The 21,742-nt window shown below is 51.0% G+C and carries 17 protein-coding genes; all 17 read left to right on the forward strand.

Annotated elements, in window-relative coordinates; genetic code table 11:
• Positions 1 to 113: 113 nt before the first annotated feature.
• The 17 genes from rseP to dut all read left to right on the forward strand — a co-directional run bounded on the left by rseP (position 114) and on the right by dut (position 21,623).
• Complete coding sequence (gene rseP, locus ACTHPM_RS01700) at positions 114 to 1,385, forward strand: RIP metalloprotease RseP (protein WP_440393456.1); 1,272 nt, start codon at positions 114 to 116, stop codon at positions 1,383 to 1,385.
• Positions 1,386 to 1,447: 62 nt separating this feature from the next.
• On the forward strand, positions 1,448 to 2,896 hold the full coding sequence (gene proS / locus ACTHPM_RS01705; RefSeq protein ID WP_440393457.1) for a proline--tRNA ligase: 1,449 nt from the start codon (positions 1,448 to 1,450) through the stop codon (positions 2,894 to 2,896).
• Positions 2,897 to 3,001: 105 nt separating this feature from the next.
• The gene (locus ACTHPM_RS01710) at positions 3,002 to 7,366 is read left to right on the forward strand and encodes a PolC-type DNA polymerase III (RefSeq protein ID WP_440393458.1); all 4,365 of its coding nucleotides are present in this window, start codon (positions 3,002 to 3,004) and stop codon (positions 7,364 to 7,366) included.
• A gap of 229 nt (positions 7,367 to 7,595) precedes the next feature.
• On the forward strand, positions 7,596 to 8,057 hold the full coding sequence (gene rimP, locus ACTHPM_RS01715) for a ribosome maturation factor RimP (protein ID WP_440393459.1): 462 nt from the start codon (positions 7,596 to 7,598) through the stop codon (positions 8,055 to 8,057).
• A 252-nt stretch (positions 8,058 to 8,309) separates the two neighbouring features.
• Entirely contained in the window at positions 8,310 to 9,407 is a 1,098-nt protein-coding gene (nusA, locus tag ACTHPM_RS01720) for a transcription termination factor NusA (RefSeq protein WP_440393460.1), read from the forward strand.
• A 27-nt stretch (positions 9,408 to 9,434) separates the two neighbouring features.
• Positions 9,435 to 9,743, forward strand: coding sequence for an RNase P modulator RnpM (gene rnpM, locus ACTHPM_RS01725; RefSeq protein ID WP_160498183.1), 309 nt, complete (start codon positions 9,435 to 9,437; stop codon positions 9,741 to 9,743).
• Positions 9,736 to 10,059: a YlxQ family RNA-binding protein gene (locus ACTHPM_RS01730; RefSeq protein ID WP_244719373.1), complete on the forward strand. Its 324-nt coding sequence runs from the start codon at positions 9,736 to 9,738 to the stop codon at positions 10,057 to 10,059. Before rnpM ends, ACTHPM_RS01730 begins: the two co-directional genes overlap by 8 nt.
• A complete protein-coding gene (gene infB / locus ACTHPM_RS01735; protein WP_440393461.1) occupies positions 10,052 to 12,691 on the forward strand; it encodes a translation initiation factor IF-2 in 2,640 nt (879 codons plus the stop codon). Before ACTHPM_RS01730 ends, infB begins: the two co-directional genes overlap by 8 nt.
• 18 nt (positions 12,692 to 12,709) lie before the next feature.
• Positions 12,710 to 13,072, forward strand: a complete 363-nt coding sequence (rbfA, locus tag ACTHPM_RS01740) for a 30S ribosome-binding factor RbfA (RefSeq protein ID WP_440393462.1) — start codon at positions 12,710 to 12,712, stop codon at positions 13,070 to 13,072.
• Positions 13,073 to 13,116: 44 nt separating this feature from the next.
• Positions 13,117 to 14,094, forward strand: coding sequence for a DHH family phosphoesterase (locus ACTHPM_RS01745; RefSeq protein WP_440393463.1), 978 nt, complete (start codon positions 13,117 to 13,119; stop codon positions 14,092 to 14,094).
• The gene (gene truB, locus ACTHPM_RS01750; protein WP_440393464.1) at positions 14,091 to 15,008 is read left to right on the forward strand and encodes a tRNA pseudouridine(55) synthase TruB; all 918 of its coding nucleotides are present in this window, start codon (positions 14,091 to 14,093) and stop codon (positions 15,006 to 15,008) included. The genes ACTHPM_RS01745 and truB overlap by 4 nt, the downstream gene beginning before the upstream one ends.
• Before the next feature lie 40 nt (positions 15,009 to 15,048).
• Positions 15,049 to 15,996: a bifunctional riboflavin kinase/FAD synthetase gene (locus ACTHPM_RS01755; RefSeq protein ID WP_440393465.1), complete on the forward strand. Its 948-nt coding sequence runs from the start codon at positions 15,049 to 15,051 to the stop codon at positions 15,994 to 15,996.
• Positions 15,997 to 16,147: 151 nt separating this feature from the next.
• Entirely contained in the window at positions 16,148 to 16,417 is a 270-nt protein-coding gene (rpsO, locus tag ACTHPM_RS01760; RefSeq protein ID WP_127607303.1) for a 30S ribosomal protein S15, read from the forward strand.
• 149 nt (positions 16,418 to 16,566) lie between these two features.
• A complete protein-coding gene (gene pnp / locus ACTHPM_RS01765) occupies positions 16,567 to 18,663 on the forward strand; it encodes a polyribonucleotide nucleotidyltransferase (RefSeq protein WP_440393466.1) in 2,097 nt (698 codons plus the stop codon).
• A 204-nt stretch (positions 18,664 to 18,867) separates the two neighbouring features.
• Positions 18,868 to 19,854, forward strand: a complete 987-nt coding sequence (locus ACTHPM_RS01770) for a polysaccharide deacetylase family protein (protein WP_440393467.1) — start codon at positions 18,868 to 18,870, stop codon at positions 19,852 to 19,854.
• 76 nt (positions 19,855 to 19,930) lie between these two features.
• A complete protein-coding gene (locus tag ACTHPM_RS01775) occupies positions 19,931 to 21,202 on the forward strand; it encodes a M16 family metallopeptidase (protein ID WP_440393468.1) in 1,272 nt (423 codons plus the stop codon).
• Entirely contained in the window at positions 21,171 to 21,623 is a 453-nt protein-coding gene (gene dut, locus ACTHPM_RS01780; RefSeq protein ID WP_440393469.1) for a dUTP diphosphatase, read from the forward strand. Before ACTHPM_RS01775 ends, dut begins: the two co-directional genes overlap by 32 nt.
• Positions 21,624 to 21,742: the final 119 nt, after the last annotated feature.

Raw genomic sequence — 21,742 nt, forward strand, 5'->3', positions numbered from 1 at the left:
AGGCTCAAACAGCTCCAGGCGGGCAATAATTCATTCTATGAGGACGGTGCCGCAAGGGTCCGTTCATGGATTATAGAGATTCGGTCTCAGACAATAAAGGGGGATGCTACGAATTGGAAATGGTGCAGGTAGTTTTCTTAACGGTACTCATGTTTTTCGTCATCGTGACCGTACATGAATGGGGACATTATTATTTCGCCAAACGTGCGGGCATTTTGGTACGGGAGTTTGCGATCGGTTTCGGTCCGAAACTGTTCTCTTATAAACGAGGGGAGACCCAGTTCACACTTCGCCTGCTTCCGTTCGGTGGCTATGCGCGCATGGCGGGCGAGGATCCGGAGCTGGTAGAAATCCACCCTGGACAAACCGTTGCCATCCGGGTGAAGGACGGCGAAGCGAAAAAGATTTATCTGGATCAGCTGGATAACCGCAAAAACGTGATTCGTGGTGAAGTGGAATTCATCGATTTGACGGACAGTCTGAAGATCCGGCTCGATGTCGACGGCGAAATTCAGCAGTACCCCATCCATCCGCAGGCTATGCTGGTGGCCAAGTCCCAGGAAACGCAAATTGCGCCGCGGGACCGCCAGTTCGGGAGCAAAACGGTTGGACAGCGCGCCATGTCCATTTTTGCCGGACCGCTGATGAATTTTATCCTTGCTTTCATTCTTTTCGGCGTGCATCTGCAAATGGCCGGTATGCCTTTGGAAAATCCAACCTATGTTCAAATCGGGGAGGTTTCCAAAGATATGCCTGCGGCCGAAGCCAATCTGAAAAAGGGCGACATCGTCGATACGATCGACGGCGTCAAAATCGGTGCGGACTACCAAAAGATGATCGACCTGACGTCGAAGTCCAAAGGCAAGCCGATGAAGTGGACAATCCGCCGCGGTGACGAAGTGTTCAACGTGACCTTGATTCCGCGTGCGATGGAAGGACAGGAAGGCGGAAAAGTAGGGATTACGCCTCAGCTTCCGACCCGCAAAGCAGGGTTTGGCGAAACCTTCACCGGTGCAGGAAAAGACATGGTCGATACGACCAAAATTATTTTCCAGGGATTTGGCCAGTTGATCAAACAATTCAATATGGACGATATTGGAGGGCCGGTTCGTACCTTTGAAGTGACGGGGCAGATTGCCAAGCAGGGCATCGTTCAATTGACGTATTGGGCGGCGATCCTGAGCTTGTATCTCGGAATATTTAATCTGCTGCCGATTCCGGCTATGGACGGAAGCCGGCTGGTCTTCCTCGGAGTCGAAGCTTTACGCGGCAAGCCGGTGGACCCCAGCCGGGAAGGCATGGTCCATTTCGTAGGCTTTGCGATGCTCTTCCTATTAATGATTGCAGTTACCTACAATGATATATTACGATTAATTAACGGATAAATGATGATGAAGGCTCCGCCGCTGCTCGCGGGGAGCACATTCTTGGGAGGAAATCCACTTTTATGTCAAACGATAAACAATTTGTGACCGAGATTACGCCGCAGGGAGAGGATTTTTCCCGCTGGTACATCGACGTGATTAAAAAAGCAGATCTCATGGATTACTCGCCGGTCCGCGGCTGTATCGTATTCCGTCCGGACGGTTATGAAATTTGGGAGCACATCCAGCATGAGCTGGACCGCCGTTTCAAAGAAACTGGCCACCGGAACGCTTACTTCCCGCTCTTCATTCCGGAGAGCTTCTTCCAGAAGGAGAAAGAGCATGTGGAAGGTTTTAATCCGGAACTGCCTTGGGTTACTGAAGCGGGTGGAGATAAGCTCGAGGAGCGTCTCGCCATCCGTCCAACTTCCGAGACCATGTTCGGCCACATGTATTCGAAATGGATCCAATCCTACCGCGACCTGCCTGTTCTGATTAACCAATGGGCAAACGTCGTAAGATGGGAAAAGCGCACGCTGCCATTCCTTCGCACAAGTGAGTTTTTGTGGCAGGAAGGCCATACGGCACATGAGACGGAAGAGGAAGCGCGCGAAGAAACGATGAAAATGCTCGAAGTTTACCGCGACTTCGTGGAAGAATATTTGGCGATTCCGGTTATCACGGGACAAAAGACGCCATCCGAGAAATTTGCGGGCGCCGTGGATACCTTCTCCATCGAAGCGATGATGAAGGACGGCCGCGCGGTACAGGCGGGCACATCCCATTATCTCGGAACGAATTTTGCGGTTGCTTTCGATATTCAGTATTTGAGCCGCGAAAACAAGCAGGAATACGTGCATACGACTTCATGGGGAACGAGTACGCGCCTGATCGGTTCGATGATCATGGTGCATGGCGACGACCGTGGTTTGGCACTGCCGCCGAAAGTGGCTCCAACCCAAGTCATCATGGTTCCGATCGGACCGCCAAAAACATGGGAGGCCGTTGTAGGCCGGACGGACGAGCTTTTTGCGGAACTGAAACAAGCGGGCATCCGGGTTCGTGTTGACGACCGCAGCGATGTGCGCCCAGGCTGGAAGTTCAACGAATATGAAATGCGCGGCGTACCGGTACGTCTTGAAATCGGGCCACGCGACATGGAAAACGGTGTTTGCGTATTGGTATCGCGCATTACCGGCGAGAAGAAAGTCGTTCAGCAGGCGAACCTGGTCGAAGAGGTTCAAACGATGCTGGATCAAGTGCAGCGCGAGATGTTCGACCGTGCCAAGCAGTTTATGACGGACAACTTCTATTCGGTGGATACGCTTGAAGAAATGAAAACGAGCATGGAAGAGAAGCGCGGGTTCTCCCTGGCCGGCTGGTGCGGTTCTGCGGAATGCGAGAGCAAGGTGAAGGAAGAGACAGGTGCAACGAGCCGGAACATTCCATTCAGTCCTGCGGAGGAAAAGCACACCTGCCTGGTTTGCGGACAGCCTGCCAAGCATACGGTTGTTTTTGCCAGAGCTTACTAAGTTTATGATGCATCAATCTATGATAAGATTTGAATAGATTCAGGAATAGACCATGAGGAGCTTCTGCCAGAAATAGGCCCGGTGTGCTTGAGTAACCCGGAATTTATGACTGGGTACAGAAGCTTTTCATTTTTGAGCAAGGGGGAAGAGTACGTGGACAAGTCTGACGAGAAGAGAAAACGGTTTGAACTTCTGATGAAACAGGGTGAAATCCCCCCCGGATTAATTGATCCTTATTTTTTGGATGGATACATTGAACAGGTCGAAACAAGCCGGAGCAATCAGGAATGGGTCATTACGATTGTGAAGGAAACGCTCGTGCCGGCGGAAGTGTACCGAAGTTTCAGCTTGAAGCTGCGGGAGAAAATGCAGCACATCGCCAAAATCTCATTGATCTTTAAATATGGGTCCAACGTGGACCATGAGGAAATTGTTGATACGTACTGGAACTTGTTCCTGGAATGGATTCACAGGGAGATCCCTTCCGTAAACGGCTGGATGGCCAGGGCGTCCCATGAGCTGGACGGGGAAACCCTCATGGTGACGATGACAGACAATATGTCGCTGGAGCTGGCCCGAAAGAAGCAGATCGATCAGGCTCTAACGCGTTTTTACGCTCAGTATTTTGCCTTGCCGCTTCGGGTCAAGGTCCAGGTGGGAGAAGTCAGCCGAGAAGCCATTGAAGCGTTTGAGCAGAAGAAGCAGCAGGAAGAACGTGAAGTGATTCAGCAAATGATGACCTCGATGGAAGCGGAAGCGCGCATGGCCGAGGATGACGGCGAAGAGGTGCGTTTGCAGGTCGGCTATGACATCAAGGAGCAGCCCGTGCCGATCCAAGAGATTCAGGATGAAGAGAAAAAGATTACGGTGCAGGGAACGATCTTCGGACTCGACAGCAAGGAGCTTCGCAACGGCAGCACGTTGTTCATGTTCAACCTGACCGATTTCAGCGATTCCTTGCAAATGAAAATGTTCGCGAAGACCAAGGAAGACTTGAAAATCATGAGCCTGCTGGCCAACGGTAAGTGGGTGAGAGCGCGCGGGCGCGTCGAGTACGACCGCTTCATGCAAATTCCGGAGCTAGTCATGATTCCCTCTGATCTCGTGGAAGTTCAGGCCCCGCCTGCCCGCAAAGATAACGCACCTGAAAAACGGGTGGAATTCCATTTGCATTCGACGATGAGTACGATGGATGCTGTTACGCCTGTGGATCAGTACATCAAAACAGCTGCCAAGTGGGGGCATAAGGCCATCGCAATTACAGATCACGGCGGCGTGCAGTGTTATCCTGACGCTGCCAAGGCAGCGAAGAAAAACGGCATCAAAATGATTTATGGCGTGGAAGCCAACGTGGTCAATGATTCGGTGCCTGTCGTCCTGCAGCCTCAGCCGATCGAACTGAAATCGGCAACATATATCGTATTCGATATCGAGACCACGGGTCTGTCTATTACGAACAGCAAAATCACGGAGCTTGCGGCGGTCAAAATGCATGAAGGCCAGGAAATCGATCGGTACGCCACGTTCGTCAATCCGCATGAAAAGATTCCCTATCATATTCAGCAGCTGACGAACATTACGGACGATATGGTCAAGGATGCGCCGGATCTCGAGCCTGTTTTGCAGGAGTTCGTCAAATTTGCTGGTGACGGCGTGCTTGTAGCGCACAATGCGCGGTTTGACGTAGGCTTTATTCAGGCCTCCTTAAAAGAGTACGGCATGCCGCAGCTGGAGAATCCGGCACTGGATACCCTCGAGCTCGCCCGGCTGCTTCATCCAAGCATGAAAAATCACCGCCTGAATACGCTGGCGGATAAATATAAAGTCCTGCTCGAGAGCCATCACCGTGCCATTGACGATACAATCGCTCTGGCGGGAATATTGAACGGACTGCTGGCGGATGCCGAGAAGATCATGGGACTTACGATGCTTGATCGGCTGAATGATTATGTCGGGAAGGATCTGTCCAATACCCGTCCATTCCACTGCGGCATTTATGCGCTCAATATGACAGGCAAGAAAAATCTGTTTAAACTCATTTCGATGTCGCATACGGAATACTTTAAGCGCGTTCCATGTATACCGAAGTCCAAGCTCGTTGAGATGCGTGAAGGACTCCTTGTCATCTCGGGCTGCGAAAAGGGCGAGTTTTTCGAAACGGTATTAAACAAGACGGTGGAAGAAGCCATCGAGGTTGCTGAATTTTATGATATCCTGGAAATTCAGCCGCTCACGATGTATATGCATTTGGTAGATAAAGGCCTGGTAGGAAGTCCTACGGAACTGAAGTCGGCCATCAAGACGATTTGCGAAATCGGTGAGAAGCTGAATAAGCCGGTCATAGCGACAGGCAACGTGCATTATCTGGATCCCCGTGACAAGCTATTCAGGGACATTACGATCCATGGCATCACCGGCTTCAGCCCGCTGAAGGATATCCGCAAACCGGATGCTCACCTGCGGACGACGGATGAAATGCTGGAAGAGTTCGAGTTTCTGGGCAAAGATAAGGCAATGGAAGTCGTCGTCAAGAACACGAATGAGCTGGCCGACCGCTTCGAGGAGCTGGAATTGTTCCCGGACAAGCTCTTTACCCCGATTATCGAGGGCGCGGATGAAGAGATTCGCAACACCTGCTATGAAACGGCAAGATCCATTTATGGGGAGGACCTTCCGGAGGTTGTGGTCGCACGCCTGGAGAAAGAACTGGAGCCAATTATCAAATACGGTTTCTCTGCCAACTATCTCATATCGGAGCGCCTGGTTAAGAAGTCGAACCGGGACGGATATCTGGTAGGCTCGCGGGGGTCCGTCGGATCATCCGTAGTTGCGACGTTCCTCGGGATATCCGAGGTTAACCCGCTGCCTGCGCATTATATATGCCTGAATGCGGAATGCAAATACAGCGAGTGGTTCCTGGACGGAAGCGTGCCAAGCGGCTTTGACCTTCCTGACAAGACCTGTCCGCACTGCGGAAGCAATCTGAAAGGCGAAGGACAGGACATTCCGTTCGAAACCTTCCTTGGTTTTAAAGGGGACAAGGTCCCCGATATCGACCTTAACTTTTCCGGCGAGTATCAGCCGCATGCGCATAACTATACGAAAGAAATTTTCGGCGAGAAATGCGTATTCCGGGCAGGTACGATCGGTACGGTCGCGGAAAAGACGGCGTTCGGTTATACGAAGAAATACGAGGAAGATCATCATCAGAAATGGCGGGGAGCGGAGCTGAGCCGCCTCGCTGCGGGCTGCACGGGTGTGAAGCGCAGCACGGGGCAGCATCCGGGCGGTATCGTCGTTGTTCCGGATTACATGGAAGTGGAGGATATCACACCGGTGCAGTATCCGGCAGACGATACGAACGCGGAATGGAAAACGACGCATTTCGATTATCATGCCTTTGATGCGAATCTGCTGAAATTGGATATACTGGGTCATGACGACCCGACGATGATGCGGATGCTTCAGGATTTGACGGGCGTGGATCCAACGACCATTCCGATGAATGATCCCAAGGTCATGAGCATGTTTAACTCGACCGAAGCACTTGGCGTCGAGCCCTCCCAAATTCGTACACCTGTTGCCACATACGGTGTGCCTGAGATGGGAACCAAGTTTGTGCGTCAGATGCTGATTGAATCAAAACCATCATCCTTTGCCGACTTGCTGCAAATCTCGGGATTGTCGCACGGAACGGGCGTATGGCTCGGCAATGCGCAAGAATTGATCAAGAATGGCACCTGTAACATCAAGACGGTTATCGGCTGCCGGGATGATATCATGCTGTTCCTGATTTACAAAGCGGGCATGGATGCCAGTCTTGCCTTTAAAATTACGGAAAGCGTCCGTAAAGGCAAGGGCCTGACGCCGGAATGGATCGACGAGATGAAGAAATGCAAGGTGCCGCAATGGTACATTGACTCCTGTCTGAAAATCCAGTACATGTTTCCGAAAGCCCATGCTGCCGCATACGTTATTTCAGCGGTACGTACTGCATATTTCAAGCTGTATTATCCGATTCATTATTACGCAACCTATTTCTCCGTGCGCGCCGAAGATTTCGACATTGAACTCTGCTGCCAGGGATACGAAGCCATCAACCGTCAAATCGACGAGATTGAACAAAAAGGCTTCCAGGCTACAACGAAAGAAAAGAGCATGCTGCCGGTGCTGGAGATGGCTCTGGAGATGACGGCACGAGGGTTCAGCTTCAAAAGCATCGATCTTTATCGTTCGGAAGCAACGCGTTTTATCGTGGATGGCGATTCCCTGATACCTCCGTTCTCGGCGATGCAGGGCATCGGCGACAACGCGGCACGCAACATCGCGGCCGCGCGCGAATTTGGAGAATTCCTGTCCATTGAGGACTTTCAGCAGAAGTCCAAGGCAAGTAAATCCATCATCGAGCTGCTTACCCAAATGAACTGCTTCCGGGGACTTCCGGAAAGCAATCAGCTCTCCTTGTTCTGAGCCCCGGGGGAAATTCCGGTGGATTTCGGCAGGTCTTGACAAGTCCGAAAGGACGCGCATCCCTTGCTGCGTCTAAAGAGCAGTCAAGGAGAGATACTTGTCAGTGTTGCCAGACTATGTTATAATTTTTTTGGCAATCATGGAGATAAAACCGTTGTTTAAAGAGTGGGGCGACCCACTCTTTACTCTTTGGTATATAGGATATTGAAAGTCTTGGAGGTAATAATCTTTGAGCACACCGAAGATCAAGGCAATTGTAGAAGAAATGGTCCAGCCTTTTCTGGATGAGCATAACTTTGAACTGGTTGACGTGGAGTATGTAAAGGAAGGAAGCAATTACTTCCTGCGCGTATATGTTGACAAGGATGGCGGCATTGACATCGATGACTGCGGCATGGTCAGCGAACACCTGAGCCAGAAGCTGGATGAGAATGATCCTGTTCCTACCGCTTATTTTCTGGAGGTATCCTCCCCTGGCGCCGAGCGTCCGCTGAAGAAAAGCGAAGACGTAGCCAAAGCTGTCGGCAAAGATGTGTTTGTGACGGTGTACGAGGCGGTTGACGGCTTGAAGGAATTCGAAGGCCGGCTTCTTTCGTTCGAGAATGAAGAGCTTGTGATTTCGGCGGGCAAGAAGCAGCACACCATTCCGTATGCCAAAGTTGCCAGTGCAAGACTGGCCATTATTTTTTAAGATTGTAGAATTTATCAGTTTTTCAGTGAAAGCTGATGCGATTCTGTAATCGCAAGAAGAACACTCTCTAGACGCGGCTTTTCTTAGCAAGAATACTGCGATAGACGTTTTTCTTACTAATCCAGGAGTTAATAAGGCATGCACCGATTGTGAATTTCTGGATTTTTTACGCGAAACGCAAACTTCACCTGCTGCGACGGCGAAGCCGTTTACGCTTTGGGTGCATGTGATGAAAGGGGGAACTGATTTCCAATGAGTATGGATTTTATTGAAGCGATGAATGAGCTCGAAAGAGAGAAGGGAATCAGCAAGGATATTCTGTTTGAGGCTATTGAGGCCGCGCTGATTTCCAGTTACAAACGCAATTTTAATACGGCGCAAAATGTACGTGTCGATATGAACCGGAACAACGGGGTTATTAAAGTATATGCCCGTAAGCTGGTCGTGGAAGAAGTGCTGGATCCGCGCACGGAAATTTCCGTGCCAGCCGCACGCGAGATCAATCCCCATTTTCAACTCGAGGATATCGCTGAAATCGAAGTCACTCCGCGTGATTTCGGACGAATTGCCGCACAAACGGCGAAACAGGTCGTTACGCAGCGCATCCGCGAGGCGGAGCGCGGCTTGATCTATAACAAGTTCGTGGACAAAGAGGAAGATATCGTAACCGGTACCGTTCAGCGCCAGGACTTGCGTAACTTCTACGTAGACCTGGGCAAGGTGGAAGCCGTCCTTCCGATTGGCGAACTGATGCCGAACGAGAAGTTCAAGCATGGAGACCGCATTAAGGCTTACATCACCAAGGTCGAAAATACCACGAAGGGTCCGCAGATTATGCTGTCCCGCACGCATCCGGGTCTCTTGAAGCGTTTGTTCGAGCTCGAAGTGCCTGAGATTTTCGACGGCGTTGTTGAAATCCGGTCCGTGGCTCGCGAAGCGGGCTTTCGTTCCAAAATCGCGGTATACTCCCGCAATCCTGAAGTGGATCCTGTCGGTTCTTGTGTAGGACCGAAAGGGCTCCGTGTGCAGACCATTGTCAATGAGCTGCGCGGAGAAAAAATCGACATCGTACGCTTCTCGGAGCAGGTGGAGGAATATGTGGCGAATGCCCTGAGTCCTTCGAAGGTTCTCGAAGTCATCGTGTTCGAAGAAGAAAAGATGGCACGTGTCATTGTGCCGGATTACCAGCTGTCCCTTGCCATCGGTATCAAGGGTCAAAATGCCCGCCTTGCGGCCAAGCTGACAGGCTGGAAAATCGACATCAAGAGCGAGAGTCAGGCGGAACAGGAATTCGGCAGACCGAAAACTTCCTCGGCTGAAATGCATCAGGATTCCGTCTCCGTCGATTAATATTAGAAGGACGGGGGTCACGCCATGATGAAGCAAAGAAAAGTGCCGCTGCGCAAATGCGTGGCGTGCCAGGAAATGATGCCGAAGAAGGAACTGATCCGCATTGTAAAGACGCCGGAAGACGAAGTGCTGATTGACCTGACTGGCAAGAAGTCGGGCCGTGGCGCCTATCTGTGCGGTAAAGTTTCATGCTTTAAGCTGGCACAAAAGAACAAGTCACTGGACCGTGCCTTGAAGCATCACGTAAAACCGGAAATTTATGAACAGCTTGCCGAAGATTTCATTTCGGTAGAGGATGAATTCCTGGCGGTCAAGGAAAGCTCGGGCGATGAATAAATTCTTCTCCCGCCTCGGTCTCGCCATGCGTGCGGGAAAGGTGCAGACCGGTGACGAAATTGTGCTGAAAGCGATACGGTCCTCTGAAGCAAAGCTAGTCATACTTGCGGGTGACGCCTCAGCAAATACACAGAAAAAGTTCCGTGACAAATGTGGAACATACAACATCCCTCTGGTGATCGGATTTGACCGCGAAAGTCTGGGCACAAGCATCGGTAAACCCGAAAGAGTTGTGCTCGCAATTACGGATCAAGGATTCGCAGAAATGATCTCCAAAAGCTTGGAGATAATGTCGGAGGTGGAGTATATTGAGTAAACAAGACAGTAAAGATAAACTGCGCGTGTACGAATATGCCAAATCACTAAATATGAGCAGCAAAGAAATTATTACCATTTTAAAGAGACTGAATATTCCCGTGAACAATCATATGAGCGTCATGGAGAATGATTCGGTCTCAAAAGTGGAACAATTTTTTCGAGATATCAAATCGAATGCCGCTGCGAAAAGAGAAAGCGGGGAAGTTCAAACGACAGCCAATACATCTTCCATAAAAAACGACAATCGGGCAGATAAAAATCAGGGCAGCAAGCCGACAGGCCAAAGCCAACCCCAAAAACAACAGGAAAAGCAGGTAAGTATGAATAATAAATCCAATCAAACTACATCCACTGGTTCCCAAAGAACCCAAGGCGGGCAAGATTCCCGCAGAAGCAACGGCTCGTCTCAAGGCGGGCAGTCTAATAGCAGACCGCAAGGACAGCATAACGGAGCAGGTAACCGGAGCCAAGGCACAGGCACGAACTCGGGTAACCGCAGCCAAGGGAATTCCCAGGGCAACCGTACGCAAGGATCTTCACAAGGCGGAGCAAATCGCGGACCGGGCGGACAACAGTCCGGCGGTCAGCGTCCGAACAACAATTCAAGCCGGCCGCAGCAATCCGGCGGCCGTCCACAGCAGTCTGGCGGGCGTCCGGGCGAAGGCGGATCGAGCGATAACAGATCCAACGACAACCGCGGCAACCGCAACTCTGGCCAGAACCAAAGCCAGAATCGCGGCGGCAAAGGTGGAGGCGGAAGACGCTTTGAAGACGGAAACAACAAGTCGGGTTCGTTCAACCGTAACAACCGCGGCGGCAAAAACAACCGCGGCCGTCAACAGCAAAATCAGCCTCCGCGCGAAAAAATCGACAATACGCCGAAGAAAATCATTGTACGCGGTACGATGACCGTTGGCGAAACCGCCAAACTTCTTCACAAGGATGCATCCGAAGTCATCAAGAAACTGATCCTGATGGGCGTTATGGCTACCATCAACCAGGAGCTTGATATCGATACGATTCTTCTTCTTGCAGGCGAATTCGGCGTTGAGGTGGAAGTGAAAATCGTCGTTGAAGACGACCGTTTCGAAACGACGGAAGAAAATGACGATCCGGCTGATCTGAAAGCCCGTCCACCGGTTGTAACGATTATGGGTCACGTCGACCATGGTAAAACAACACTTCTCGATGCCATCCGTTCCACGAACGTAACGGGCGGCGAAGCAGGCGGAATCACGCAGCATATCGGTGCCTATCAAGTCGAGATCAATAACAAGAAAATTACGTTCCTGGATACGCCGGGTCACGAAGCCTTTACGGCTATGCGTGCACGTGGTGCCCAAATTACCGATATCACGATTATCGTGGTTGCAGCCGATGACGGTGTTATGCCGCAAACGGTAGAAGCCGTGAACCATGCGAAAGCGGCTGAACTGCCAATCATCGTAGCCGTGAACAAAATCGACAAGCCGGACGCAAATCCCGATAAAGTCAAACAAGAGCTTACCGAGTACGGTCTGGTTCCGGAAGAATGGGGCGGCGACACCATTTTCGTTAACGTTTCGGCGAAACAGAAGATGGGGCTTGAAGACTTGCTTGAAATGATCTTGCTCGTTTCTGAAGTCAACGACTACAAAGCCAACCCGGATAAACGCGCACGCGGTGCCGTTATCGAGGCTGAACTTGATAAGGGCCGCGGTCCTGTCGCACGCATTCTGGTACAGCACGGTACCCTGAAAGTCGGGGATGCCTTCGTAGCGGGTAACTGCTTCGGACGCGTTCGTGCCATGGTGAACGATAAAGGCCGCCGTCTCAAAGAAGCCGGACCTTCCACACCTGTGGAGATCACGGGTCTGACGGAAGTGCCGCAAGCTGGCGATCCGTTCATGGTATTCGAAGATGAGCGCAAAGCGCGTTCCATTGCCGAGAAACGTTCGATCACCCAGCGTCAGTCCGATCTGGGCAGCAATGTCCGCGTAACCCTGGACGATTTGTTCCAGCATATTAAGGATGGCGAGATCAAAGACCTGAATGTCATTATTAAAGGTGACGTGCAAGGTTCGGTCGAAGCGCTGAAAGGCTCTTTGGCGAAAATCGAGGTCGAAGGCGTTCGCGTCAAGATCATTCACAGCGGCGCCGGAGCTATTACGGAATCCGACATTATCCTTGCGGCAGCATCGAATGCGATCGTGATCGGCTTTAACGTCCGTCCAGATCCGCAAGCGGGAGCGACCGCCGAACAGGAAAAAGTTGATATCCGCCTGCATCGCGTTATTTACAATGTTATTGAAGAAATCGAGCAAGCTATGAAGGGCATGCTTGATCCGGAATATAAAGAAGTGGTTATCGGTCATGCCGAAGTCCGCAACCTGTTTAAGATCAGCAAGGTCGGCACCATTGCCGGATGTATGGTCACTCAAGGCAAAATTTCGCGCAATGCCGAACTTCGCTTGATCCGTGAAGGCATCGTCGTTCATGAAGGCAAAATTGACACGCTCAAACGCTTCAAGGATGATGCCAAGGAAGTTGCCCAAGGATATGAATGTGGTATTACCTTGGAGGGTTATAATGACCTCAAGGAAGGCGACGTCATCGAGGCATTCATCATGGAGACCGTCGAGCGCAAGTAGGTAAAGAGGTGAACAGGTATGGCTAAAATACGTGTAGGACGCGTTGGAGAGCAGATCAAGAAAGAACTGAGCCAGCTCATCCAAACAGAACTGAAGGATCCGCGTATCGGTTTCTTGACCGTAACCGGCGTGGATGTAACCAACGATCTATCCCAAGCCAAAATTTATCTCAGTGTGCTGGGTGATGAGGAACAAAAAGCGAATTCATTAAAAGCTTTGGAGAAAGCGAACGGCTTTCTCCGTTCCGAGCTCGGCAAGCGAATTCGACTCCGCCACACGCCGGAGCTGATTTTCAAATTCGATGAATCAATTGCCTATGGCTCTCATATCGAAAAGCTTCTCGGCGAGATCGGCAAAAACGAATCGAACGAAACCGAATGAATTGAAGGCAAAATGATGTAAATACGGTTTTAAAGGAGAAGGCAATGCAGACCTATGAACAGTCGCTTGAGCTCGCTAAAGAGTTTTTGCTTAAGCATGATGATTATCTAGTAGTGTCGCATATTCAGCCAGATGGAGACGCAGTCAGTTCCACCGTTGCAGTGGGCTGGCTTCTCTCATGTCTGGGCAAAAAATTCACTCTGATCAATGAAGGGCCCATTCCGGAGCGGATGCGCTTTTTGCTTATGTCCGATCAAATCGTGAATATGGAGGAGCAGCCGTTAGAACGCACCTTCAAGCATGTGGTGTGCGTGGATTGTGCCGATTTTGGCAGAGTCGGGCTGACCGCCAAGTATTTTGAAGAGGATGCTCTGCTTCTGAACATCGACCACCATCCGACCAACAACGGGTACGGAACTGCAACGCTGATCAAGCCGGAGGCTGCTGCGACCGCCGAAATTCTTTACGATCTGATCCAAACCTTCGGGTTTAAATGGACAACCGATGTCGCATCTGCCATTTATACCGGGCTGTTAACCGATACTGGCGGATTCCGCTATGCCAACACGTCTCCCAAAGTGATGCAAATCGCTTCCGAGCTGCTCGGATATGGCGTGAACGGACCAGAGCTCTCTGAAAATTTGCTGGAAGCCATGACGTTTCCGCAAATGAAAGTGCTTGTGAAAGCGTTGAATACACTGGAAATGACCCCGGACGGAAAAGTCTGCTGGGTGTATGTGACTCCTGAGCATATGGCAGAGACCGGAGCGGCGAACGAGGATCTTGAAGGGATCGTGAACTATCCCCGCAACATACATGGCGTGGAAGTAGGCATTTTATTTAAAGTCATTCATGAAAATGCGGTGAAAGTAAGCCTTCGATCGGCAGGGAAAGTCGACGTTGCAGCGCTCGCCCAAAGCTTTGGCGGCGGCGGGCATGTACGGGCAGCCGGGTGTCGCATTGAAGGATCCTTGGAATCGATTATTCAGCAGGTGGTAGAGCGGGTGAAATCACAATTATGAGTTTTGAAGGAGTTTTGGCTGTCGCGAAGCCGGCAGGAATGACTTCTCATGACGTCGTAGCCAAAACGCGCCGGATTTTGAAAATGAAGCGTATTGGACATACGGGCACGCTGGATCCGGAAGTGACGGGGGTGCTGCCTTTATGTCTCGGTAGAGCCACGAGAGTCGTAGAATACATGCAGGAACTGCCGAAGGAGTATGAGGCGACCTTGCGCCTTGGAATGTCTACGGATACGGAGGATTTGACCGGCACCATTACGGAGCAGGTTGACGAAGTGAAGGTGACTCCGGAGCAAGTGGAAAAGGTGCTTGCAACCTTCCTTGGCACCATCTCACAGATTCCTCCAATGTATTCGGCGGTAAAAGTAGACGGCAAACGTCTTTACGAGCTGGCGCGCGAAGGGAAAACCGTGGAGCGCAAAAGCCGTGAAGTGACGATATATGAAATTGAAATGAAAGGCTTTGAATGGAATGGGCCCTTTTTGGACGTTTCTTTCAGGGCCCTTTGCTCCAAAGGAACCTACATCCGGACGCTTTGTGTGGATATTGGACGGGCTTTAGGACTTCCGGCGACGATGGTGAAGCTGGTCAGAACGATGTCGGCGGGCATTACGGCAGCGGATTGTCTGACGTTCGAACAGATCGAGCATCTGGTGCAGACGGGCGATCTGCAGGACCGCTTAATTAAGGTGGATCATGCTGTCCGCCATCTGCCTGCCCATACGGTGCTGGAAGAGAAGGCTTCTGCGGCATTGCAGGGGCAACGCCTATCCGGCAGAGCCGTTGTTCCTGAAGTTGCGGCTCCCGGCTGTATTCGCCTTTATAACAGCGCAGGCTTGTTCCTGGGTATCTTTGAAAAGCAGGAAGACACGGGGGCAATCGCCCCGGTGAAGGTATTTCTACCGGAGACGTGATCTTTCTGGATATCAAAATCGAATTGCAGGTGAGAACGTTGTGAAGACTGTAAATTTATCCTATCCTCTGCCCTCCGGCATTATTGAAGAGTATGCTGGGCCGCAAATCGCTGCGCTTGGACAATTCGATGGCGTGCATCAAGGTCATGAAAGCGTCATACGGTCCGCTGTCCGCCTCGCTGAACAAAAAGGAATGCCGTCCGCGGTAATCACCTTTCATCCGCATCCGAAGGATGTCATGAAGAAAGGGAATTATGAAGGGAACCTGACACCGCTGCGGGAGAAACAGGAGCTGCTCGGCGCCATGGGCGTCAACATTCTCTACGTGGTGGAATTCAGCGAAGCCTTCTCCCAACTGAGCCCGCGGGCTTTCGTGGAAGGTATGCTCCTGGCTTTGGGTATCCAAACGGCTATCGTCGGATTCGACTTCCGTTTCGGACACAAGGGTGAAGGTCATGCGGAAATGCTGCGTGAGCTTGGAGGAGGCAAAATGACCGTGGAAATCATTCCTCCCTTTGAACTGGAAGGCGGGAAAGTGAGCAGTTCAGCGATCCGCAAGGCGCTGCAAAGCGGAGAGCTGGAAGAGGCGAACCGTCTGCTCGGTCATTCTTACCGCCTCCGCGGCGAAGTTGTCGATGGGGATAAACGCGGAAGAACGATCGGCTTTCCAACGGCCAATTTGCGGCTTCAAGATCAGTTCGTCGTTCCGGCCAAAGGTGTATACGCCGTACGTACCTTGGTCGAAGGGGAGTGGGTGCCTGGCGTTATGAACATGGGCGTGAAGCCTACGTTCCAGGAAGGCGTCACGGCGCCTAGCTTTGAAGTTCATCTCTTGGATTTCGACCGAGATATTTATGGAGAAAGTCTGGTGGTAGACCTGATCTCGTATATTCGTCCGGAACGGAAATTCCCTTCCATCCAGGAGCTGGTCGCTCAAATTCAAGCAGATGCCGACACCGCGAGGCGGATTTTGGACTCGTCCAAATAACGCGCTCGCGAACGTTTACTTTTACCAGTAAAGTGTGCTATACTGATAAACGTCGCTGGCAAACCAGCGGCAATAACCTTGGCTTGGTTACACGATCTCACCGACGGTAACGAGGCTAACGGCGATTATTTATTTTAAGGAGGTGAACAGGATGGCATTGACTCAAGAACGTAAACAACAACTGATCGAAGAGCACAAAACTCATGAGTCCGATACAGGATCCCCAGAAGTGCAAATTGCTATCCTTACGGAGAACATTACGAACCTGACTGATCACTTGCGTTCGCACAAGAAAGATCATCATTCCCGCCGTGGATTGCTGAAAATGGTTGGTCAACGTCGTAAGCTGTTGGCTTACTTGAAAAACAAAGATGTTAAACGTTACAGCGCTCTGATTGAAAAACTCGGATTGCGTCGTTAATATCCGTATGGTCTACTTAAAGCAGCCTGGTTGTTCACCGTTTGTCCTTTTAGGAGTGACAGCGGGGGCAACCGGGTTGCTTTTTATGCAGGCCCTTATATGAATTTACCCATAACTGGGAATAATGTGTTATGAAAAGGAGGGATTTCATGGAAAGTCGTGTAGAAATGCAGTTGGGAGGCAGACCCCTGATTCTTGAAACCGGGCGTCTTGCCAAGCAGGCCAATGGTGCCGTAATGGTACGCTACGGGGAAACTGCTGTCCTTTGTACTGTAACTGCTTCCAGTGAACCTAAGGATTTGGACTTTTTTCCGTTGACCGTTAACTACGAGGAAAGATTGTATGCAGTAGGCAAAATTCCAGGGGGATTTATCAAGCGTGAAGGCCGCCCGAGCGAAAAGGCGATTCTTTCGAGCCGTCTGACGGACCGTCCGATTCGTCCGCTTTTCCCCGAAGGTTTCCGTAACGATGTACAAGTCCTGAACCTCGTGATGAGCGTGGATCAAGACTGCTCTCCGGAGATCGCTGCAATGATCGGAACTTCCGCATCCTTGAGCATTTCCGACGTGCCGTTCAACGGTCCGATTGGCGGGGTTGTGGTTGGCCGCATTGACGGACAATTCATTATTAACCCTACGATCGCTCAGCAGGAAATCAGCGACGTATACGTGGTTGTTTCCGGCACGAAAGACGCGATCATGATGGTGGAAGCGGAAGCCAACGAAGTACCAGAGGACGTGATGCTTGAAGCGATCATGTTCGGTCATGATGAAATCAAAAAAATCGTGGCTGTCATCGAGCAATTGGTTGAGCAGGTAGGCAAACCGAAAATGGAAGTCAAACTGCACGCGGTGGACGCGGAAGTCAACAAGCAGGTGCGTGATTTTGCCGAAGCCCGTTTGGTTGAAGCCGTACGCATTGCCGAGAAGCATGCGCGCCAGGATGCCATTGATGCCATTAACGACGAAACCGTCACTCACTTTGAACAACAGTACATAGAGACGCCTGAGCTTTTGGGTGATGTTAAAGAGGTTCTCCATGATATTGTCAAAGAAGAAGTAAGACGATTGATTACTCATGACAAAGTACGTCCTGACGGACGCAAGCTGGATGAAATCCGTCCGATCGAGTGCGATACCAGCATTCTGCCACGGACGCACGGAACCGGTTTGTTTACTCGCGGTCAAACCCAGGCGCTTAGCGTATGTACGCTTGGAGCTCTTGGCGACGTACAGATTCTGGACGGAATTGATCTGCAGGAAACGAAACGCTTCATGCATCATTACAACTTCCCGCCGTTCAGCGTAGGCGAAGCCCGTCCGCTCCGCGCTCCGGGACGCCGCGAAATCGGCCATGGCGCGCTTGGCGAAAGAGCTTTGTCCAAGGTCATTCCTTCGGAAACGGAATTCCCGTACACGATCCGTCTGGTGTCCGAAGTGCTGGAATCCAATGGTTCAACATCCCAGGCTAGTATCTGTGCCAGTACGCTGGCTATGATGGATGCAGGCGTGCCGATCAAAGCACCTGTAGCTGGCGTAGCGATGGGTCTGATCAAGGATGGCGAGCATGTTTCCATCTTGACGGATATTCAAGGCATGGAAGACCATTTGGGCGATATGGACTTTAAAGTAGCCGGCACCGCCGAAGGCGTAACCGCCATCCAAATGGACATCAAGATCGATGGTATCGACCGCCAGATTCTGCAAGAGGCGCTGAAGCAGGCCAAAGAAGGACGGATGTTCATTCTCGGCAAAATGATGGAAGCCATTCAGAAGCCAAGAGAATCGTTGTCTCCGTATGCGCCAAAAATCATCGTGATGAACATCAATCCGGACAAAATCCGTGACGTTATCGGAGCAGGCGGTAAAATCATCAACAAAATCATCGAAGAAACCGGCGTGAAAATCGATATTGAACAGGACGGTCGCGTGTTCATTGCTTCTTCCAACGAAGAAATGAATCAGAAAGCTCGTTCGATTATCGAAGGCATTGTCCGTGAAGTTCAAGTCGGCGAAATTTATGTCGGTACGGTGAAGCGGGTCGAGAAATTCGGAGCCTTTGTGGAAATTTTGCCGAACAAGGAAGGTCTTGTGCATATTTCCCAATTGTCCACGGAACGCGTTGCAAAGGTTGAAGATGTGGTTGCAATCGGCGACCCGATTACTGTGAAGGTAACCGAAATCGACCAGCAAGGCCGTATCAACCTGTCCCGCAAAGCGGTATTGACAGCGGAAACCAAAGCATAATCGATGTAACACACCATTTGAATGACAGTACAACAAGACAATCATGGTCTTGCGAAAGAGGCAGAATGTAACCACTTCTGGCTCTTTTTTTTCAGGGTAAGATCAAGTAGCCTCATGCTGCTTACGCAGTGCATTTCCTTATTCATATTCCGCATAACTTGTTCATATGATGGGACAAAGCGGGTAAGGGAGATGAGCGGCGGTATGAATGGAAAAAAGAGTGCGGTTTTGCTGGCTTGTTTTGCAACCGTGGTGGGGATTGGCCAAACCGGCGTAGTCGGGGAATATATACAAGAGGCCAGACAGCAGCCGGCGGCAGTCAGCACATGGGGTCCCAAACTGGATGACGTTCAGCAGGACCCCCTCTATAAACAGATTCTGGAGAAAAGGGAACAAACCCGGATTCAGCCGGTGGACGCGGTAGTGGACCGCGTATGGAAGGCGATTCCCGGTTATAACGGACTGGAAATTGATGCGGAAGAGACGTATAAGCAGGCCAAATCGGCCGGAGTCTCATCTCCGATTACATATGTGTACCGCCAGATTCCTCCGAAAGTCAAACTTGAGGATTTGGGGGCAGAGCCGATTTACAAGGGCAATCCGAACAAGCCGATGGTCGGGCTGATGATCAACGTAGCCTGGGGCAACGAGTTTATCGTGCCGATGCTGGATATATTGGATGAGGAGAAGGTAAAGGCTACCTTCTTTTTTGATGGAAGCTGGCTGAAGAAAAATCCTGACATGGCCAAGGAGATCCAAAAACGCGGTCATGAGCTGGAAAACCATGCCTATACGCACCCCAACATGAGCCAGCTCAGCGAGTACCGTGCTTCCATGGAAATCAGCAAAACACAAAAGCTTTTGAAGGAAAGCCTGGGCGTTGACAATACTTGGTTTGCACCGCCATCCGGGGATTTCAACCAGCAAACGGTGCGAATTGCGCATGGGCTCGGTTTGAAAACAGTTCTCTGGACATTGGATACGGTGGACTGGCGGAATCCTTCACCGGATTCGGTCGTGAATAAAATTTCGAATAAAGTCGAGGCGGGTACGCTGATCCTGATGCATCCGACGGCATCCTCTTCCAAGGCTCTCAAGGGAATGATCCGGGCGATCAAGGCAAAGAGCCTTATACCGGGAACGGTAGGCCAAACTTTGTCACCGGAACGCGTCATCCCCCCGAGCAGTTGAGTGGGCATGATTTTTTTGGTAGCATAGGGAATGTTCAAACCCGGTGGATAGATATTATTTTAGGAGGGCCTTTCGCGTGAAAAAAATTAAACTTACCAACGGCCTGCGAGTTGTCATGGAAAAAATACCGACATGCCGGTCGGTTTCTTTTGGGATTTGGGTAAAAACGGGGTCACGGCATGAAACTCCCGATAATAACGGCGTTTCGCATTTCATCGAGCATATGCTCTTCAAGGGAACGGAGCGTTTCGACGCCAAAGACATCGCAGAGCAGTTCGATGCGATCGGCGGCAACGTGAACGCTTTTACGTCCAAAGAATACACTTGCTTTTATGCAAAAGTTCTGGATGAGCATCTGCCGATCGCGGTTGACGTCTTGTCGGATATGTTCTTCCGTTCGACGCTGGACGCGGGAGAGCTTGCCAAAGAGAAGAACGTCATTCTTGAGGAAATTTCCATGTACGAAGATACGCCGGACGATCTCGTGCATGATTTGATGGCGAAAGCCGTTTATGGCGATCATCCGCTGGCCTATCCGATTCTGGGCACGAAGCAGCAGCTTGATCCGATGGGCCCTGCAGAGCTGAAAGCTTATATGGATGAGCATTATACGATCGAAAATACGGTGGTCAGTGTCGCCGGCAATATCGACGAAGACAGCATCGTAGAGCTTCTGGAGCGCCACTTCGGGCAATTCGATAATCATCAAGCGGTCAAAGAAATCGAAGCTCCAGGCTTTCACAGCAATCTCGTATACCATAAAAAGAAAACGGAGCAGAATCACATCTGCCTTTCGCTTCCGGGATGTTCGATTCATGATCCGCTTCAGTATGCCATGATTCTGCTGAACAACACGATTGGCGGCGGCATGAGCTCCAGGCTGTTCCAGGAAATTCGTGAAAAAAGAGGGCTGGCTTATTCCGTTTATTCGTACCACAGCTCGAATGAAGACAGCGGGCTTTTCACGGTGTACGCGGGAACGGCTCCGAAACAAACGAAGGAAGTGCTGGACCTTACCAAAGAGGTTCTCTCCGACATAGCGCAAAACGGTATTACGGAGGAAGAGCTGAAGAAGGGCAAGGAGCAGCTGAAGGGCAGCCTGATCCTGAGCCTGGAGGGAACGGGCAGCCGGATGAACCGCTTGGGCAAAAATGAGCTTATGCTCGGCAAGCACAACTCCTTGGATGAAATGATCGAAAAAATAGAACGTGTAAGCATGAAGGATGTCGATGCCGTGCTGGACCGGATGTTCAGTGAACCGTTTGCGCTGGCTATGGTTGGGGCATCCGACAAACCGATTGCGGGACTTAGAAGGGATGATTTCGTTGCATTACGTTCAAATTCATAAACTGCCAGGACATGAGGATGTATCTCTTCCTGAGAAAATGTCTTCGGCGGCGTCAGGATATGATCTGTACGCAGCCGTGGAAGAGCCTGTCCTGCTGAACCCGGGAGAGCGCAAGCTGATTCCTACGGGTATTGCCCTGGCCATGCCAGAAGGCCTGGAGGCACAGATCCGCCCCCGCAGCGGACTCGCTTTGAAGCATGGCATAACCTGCCTTAATACGCCTGGAACGATCGATGCCGATTACCGCGGCGAGATCAAGGTGCTGCTGATCAATCTGGGGCAGGAGCCGTTTGCGATTGCGCGCAACGAGCGCATCGCCCAAATGGTGTTCCAGGAGGTGCCGGAGGTTCAGTTCGAGCGGGTGGAAGTGCTGTCTGATACCGTTCGGGGCGCCGGAGGGTTCGGTCATACAGGGAAGTAAACAAGAAAGTCTGCCACGTTCCTGCAACGGAACGCCGGCAGGCTTTTTTTGTGGTTAAATCATTCATTTTGCCCTTCTGTTTATTCAGGCGTTTTCACCGAATGCTAGGCAACGGCATA

The organism is Paenibacillus sp. SAFN-054 (genome assembly GCF_051966755.1).
In the GTDB taxonomy this organism is placed as follows: domain Bacteria; phylum Bacillota; class Bacilli; order Paenibacillales; family Paenibacillaceae; genus Paenibacillus_AQ.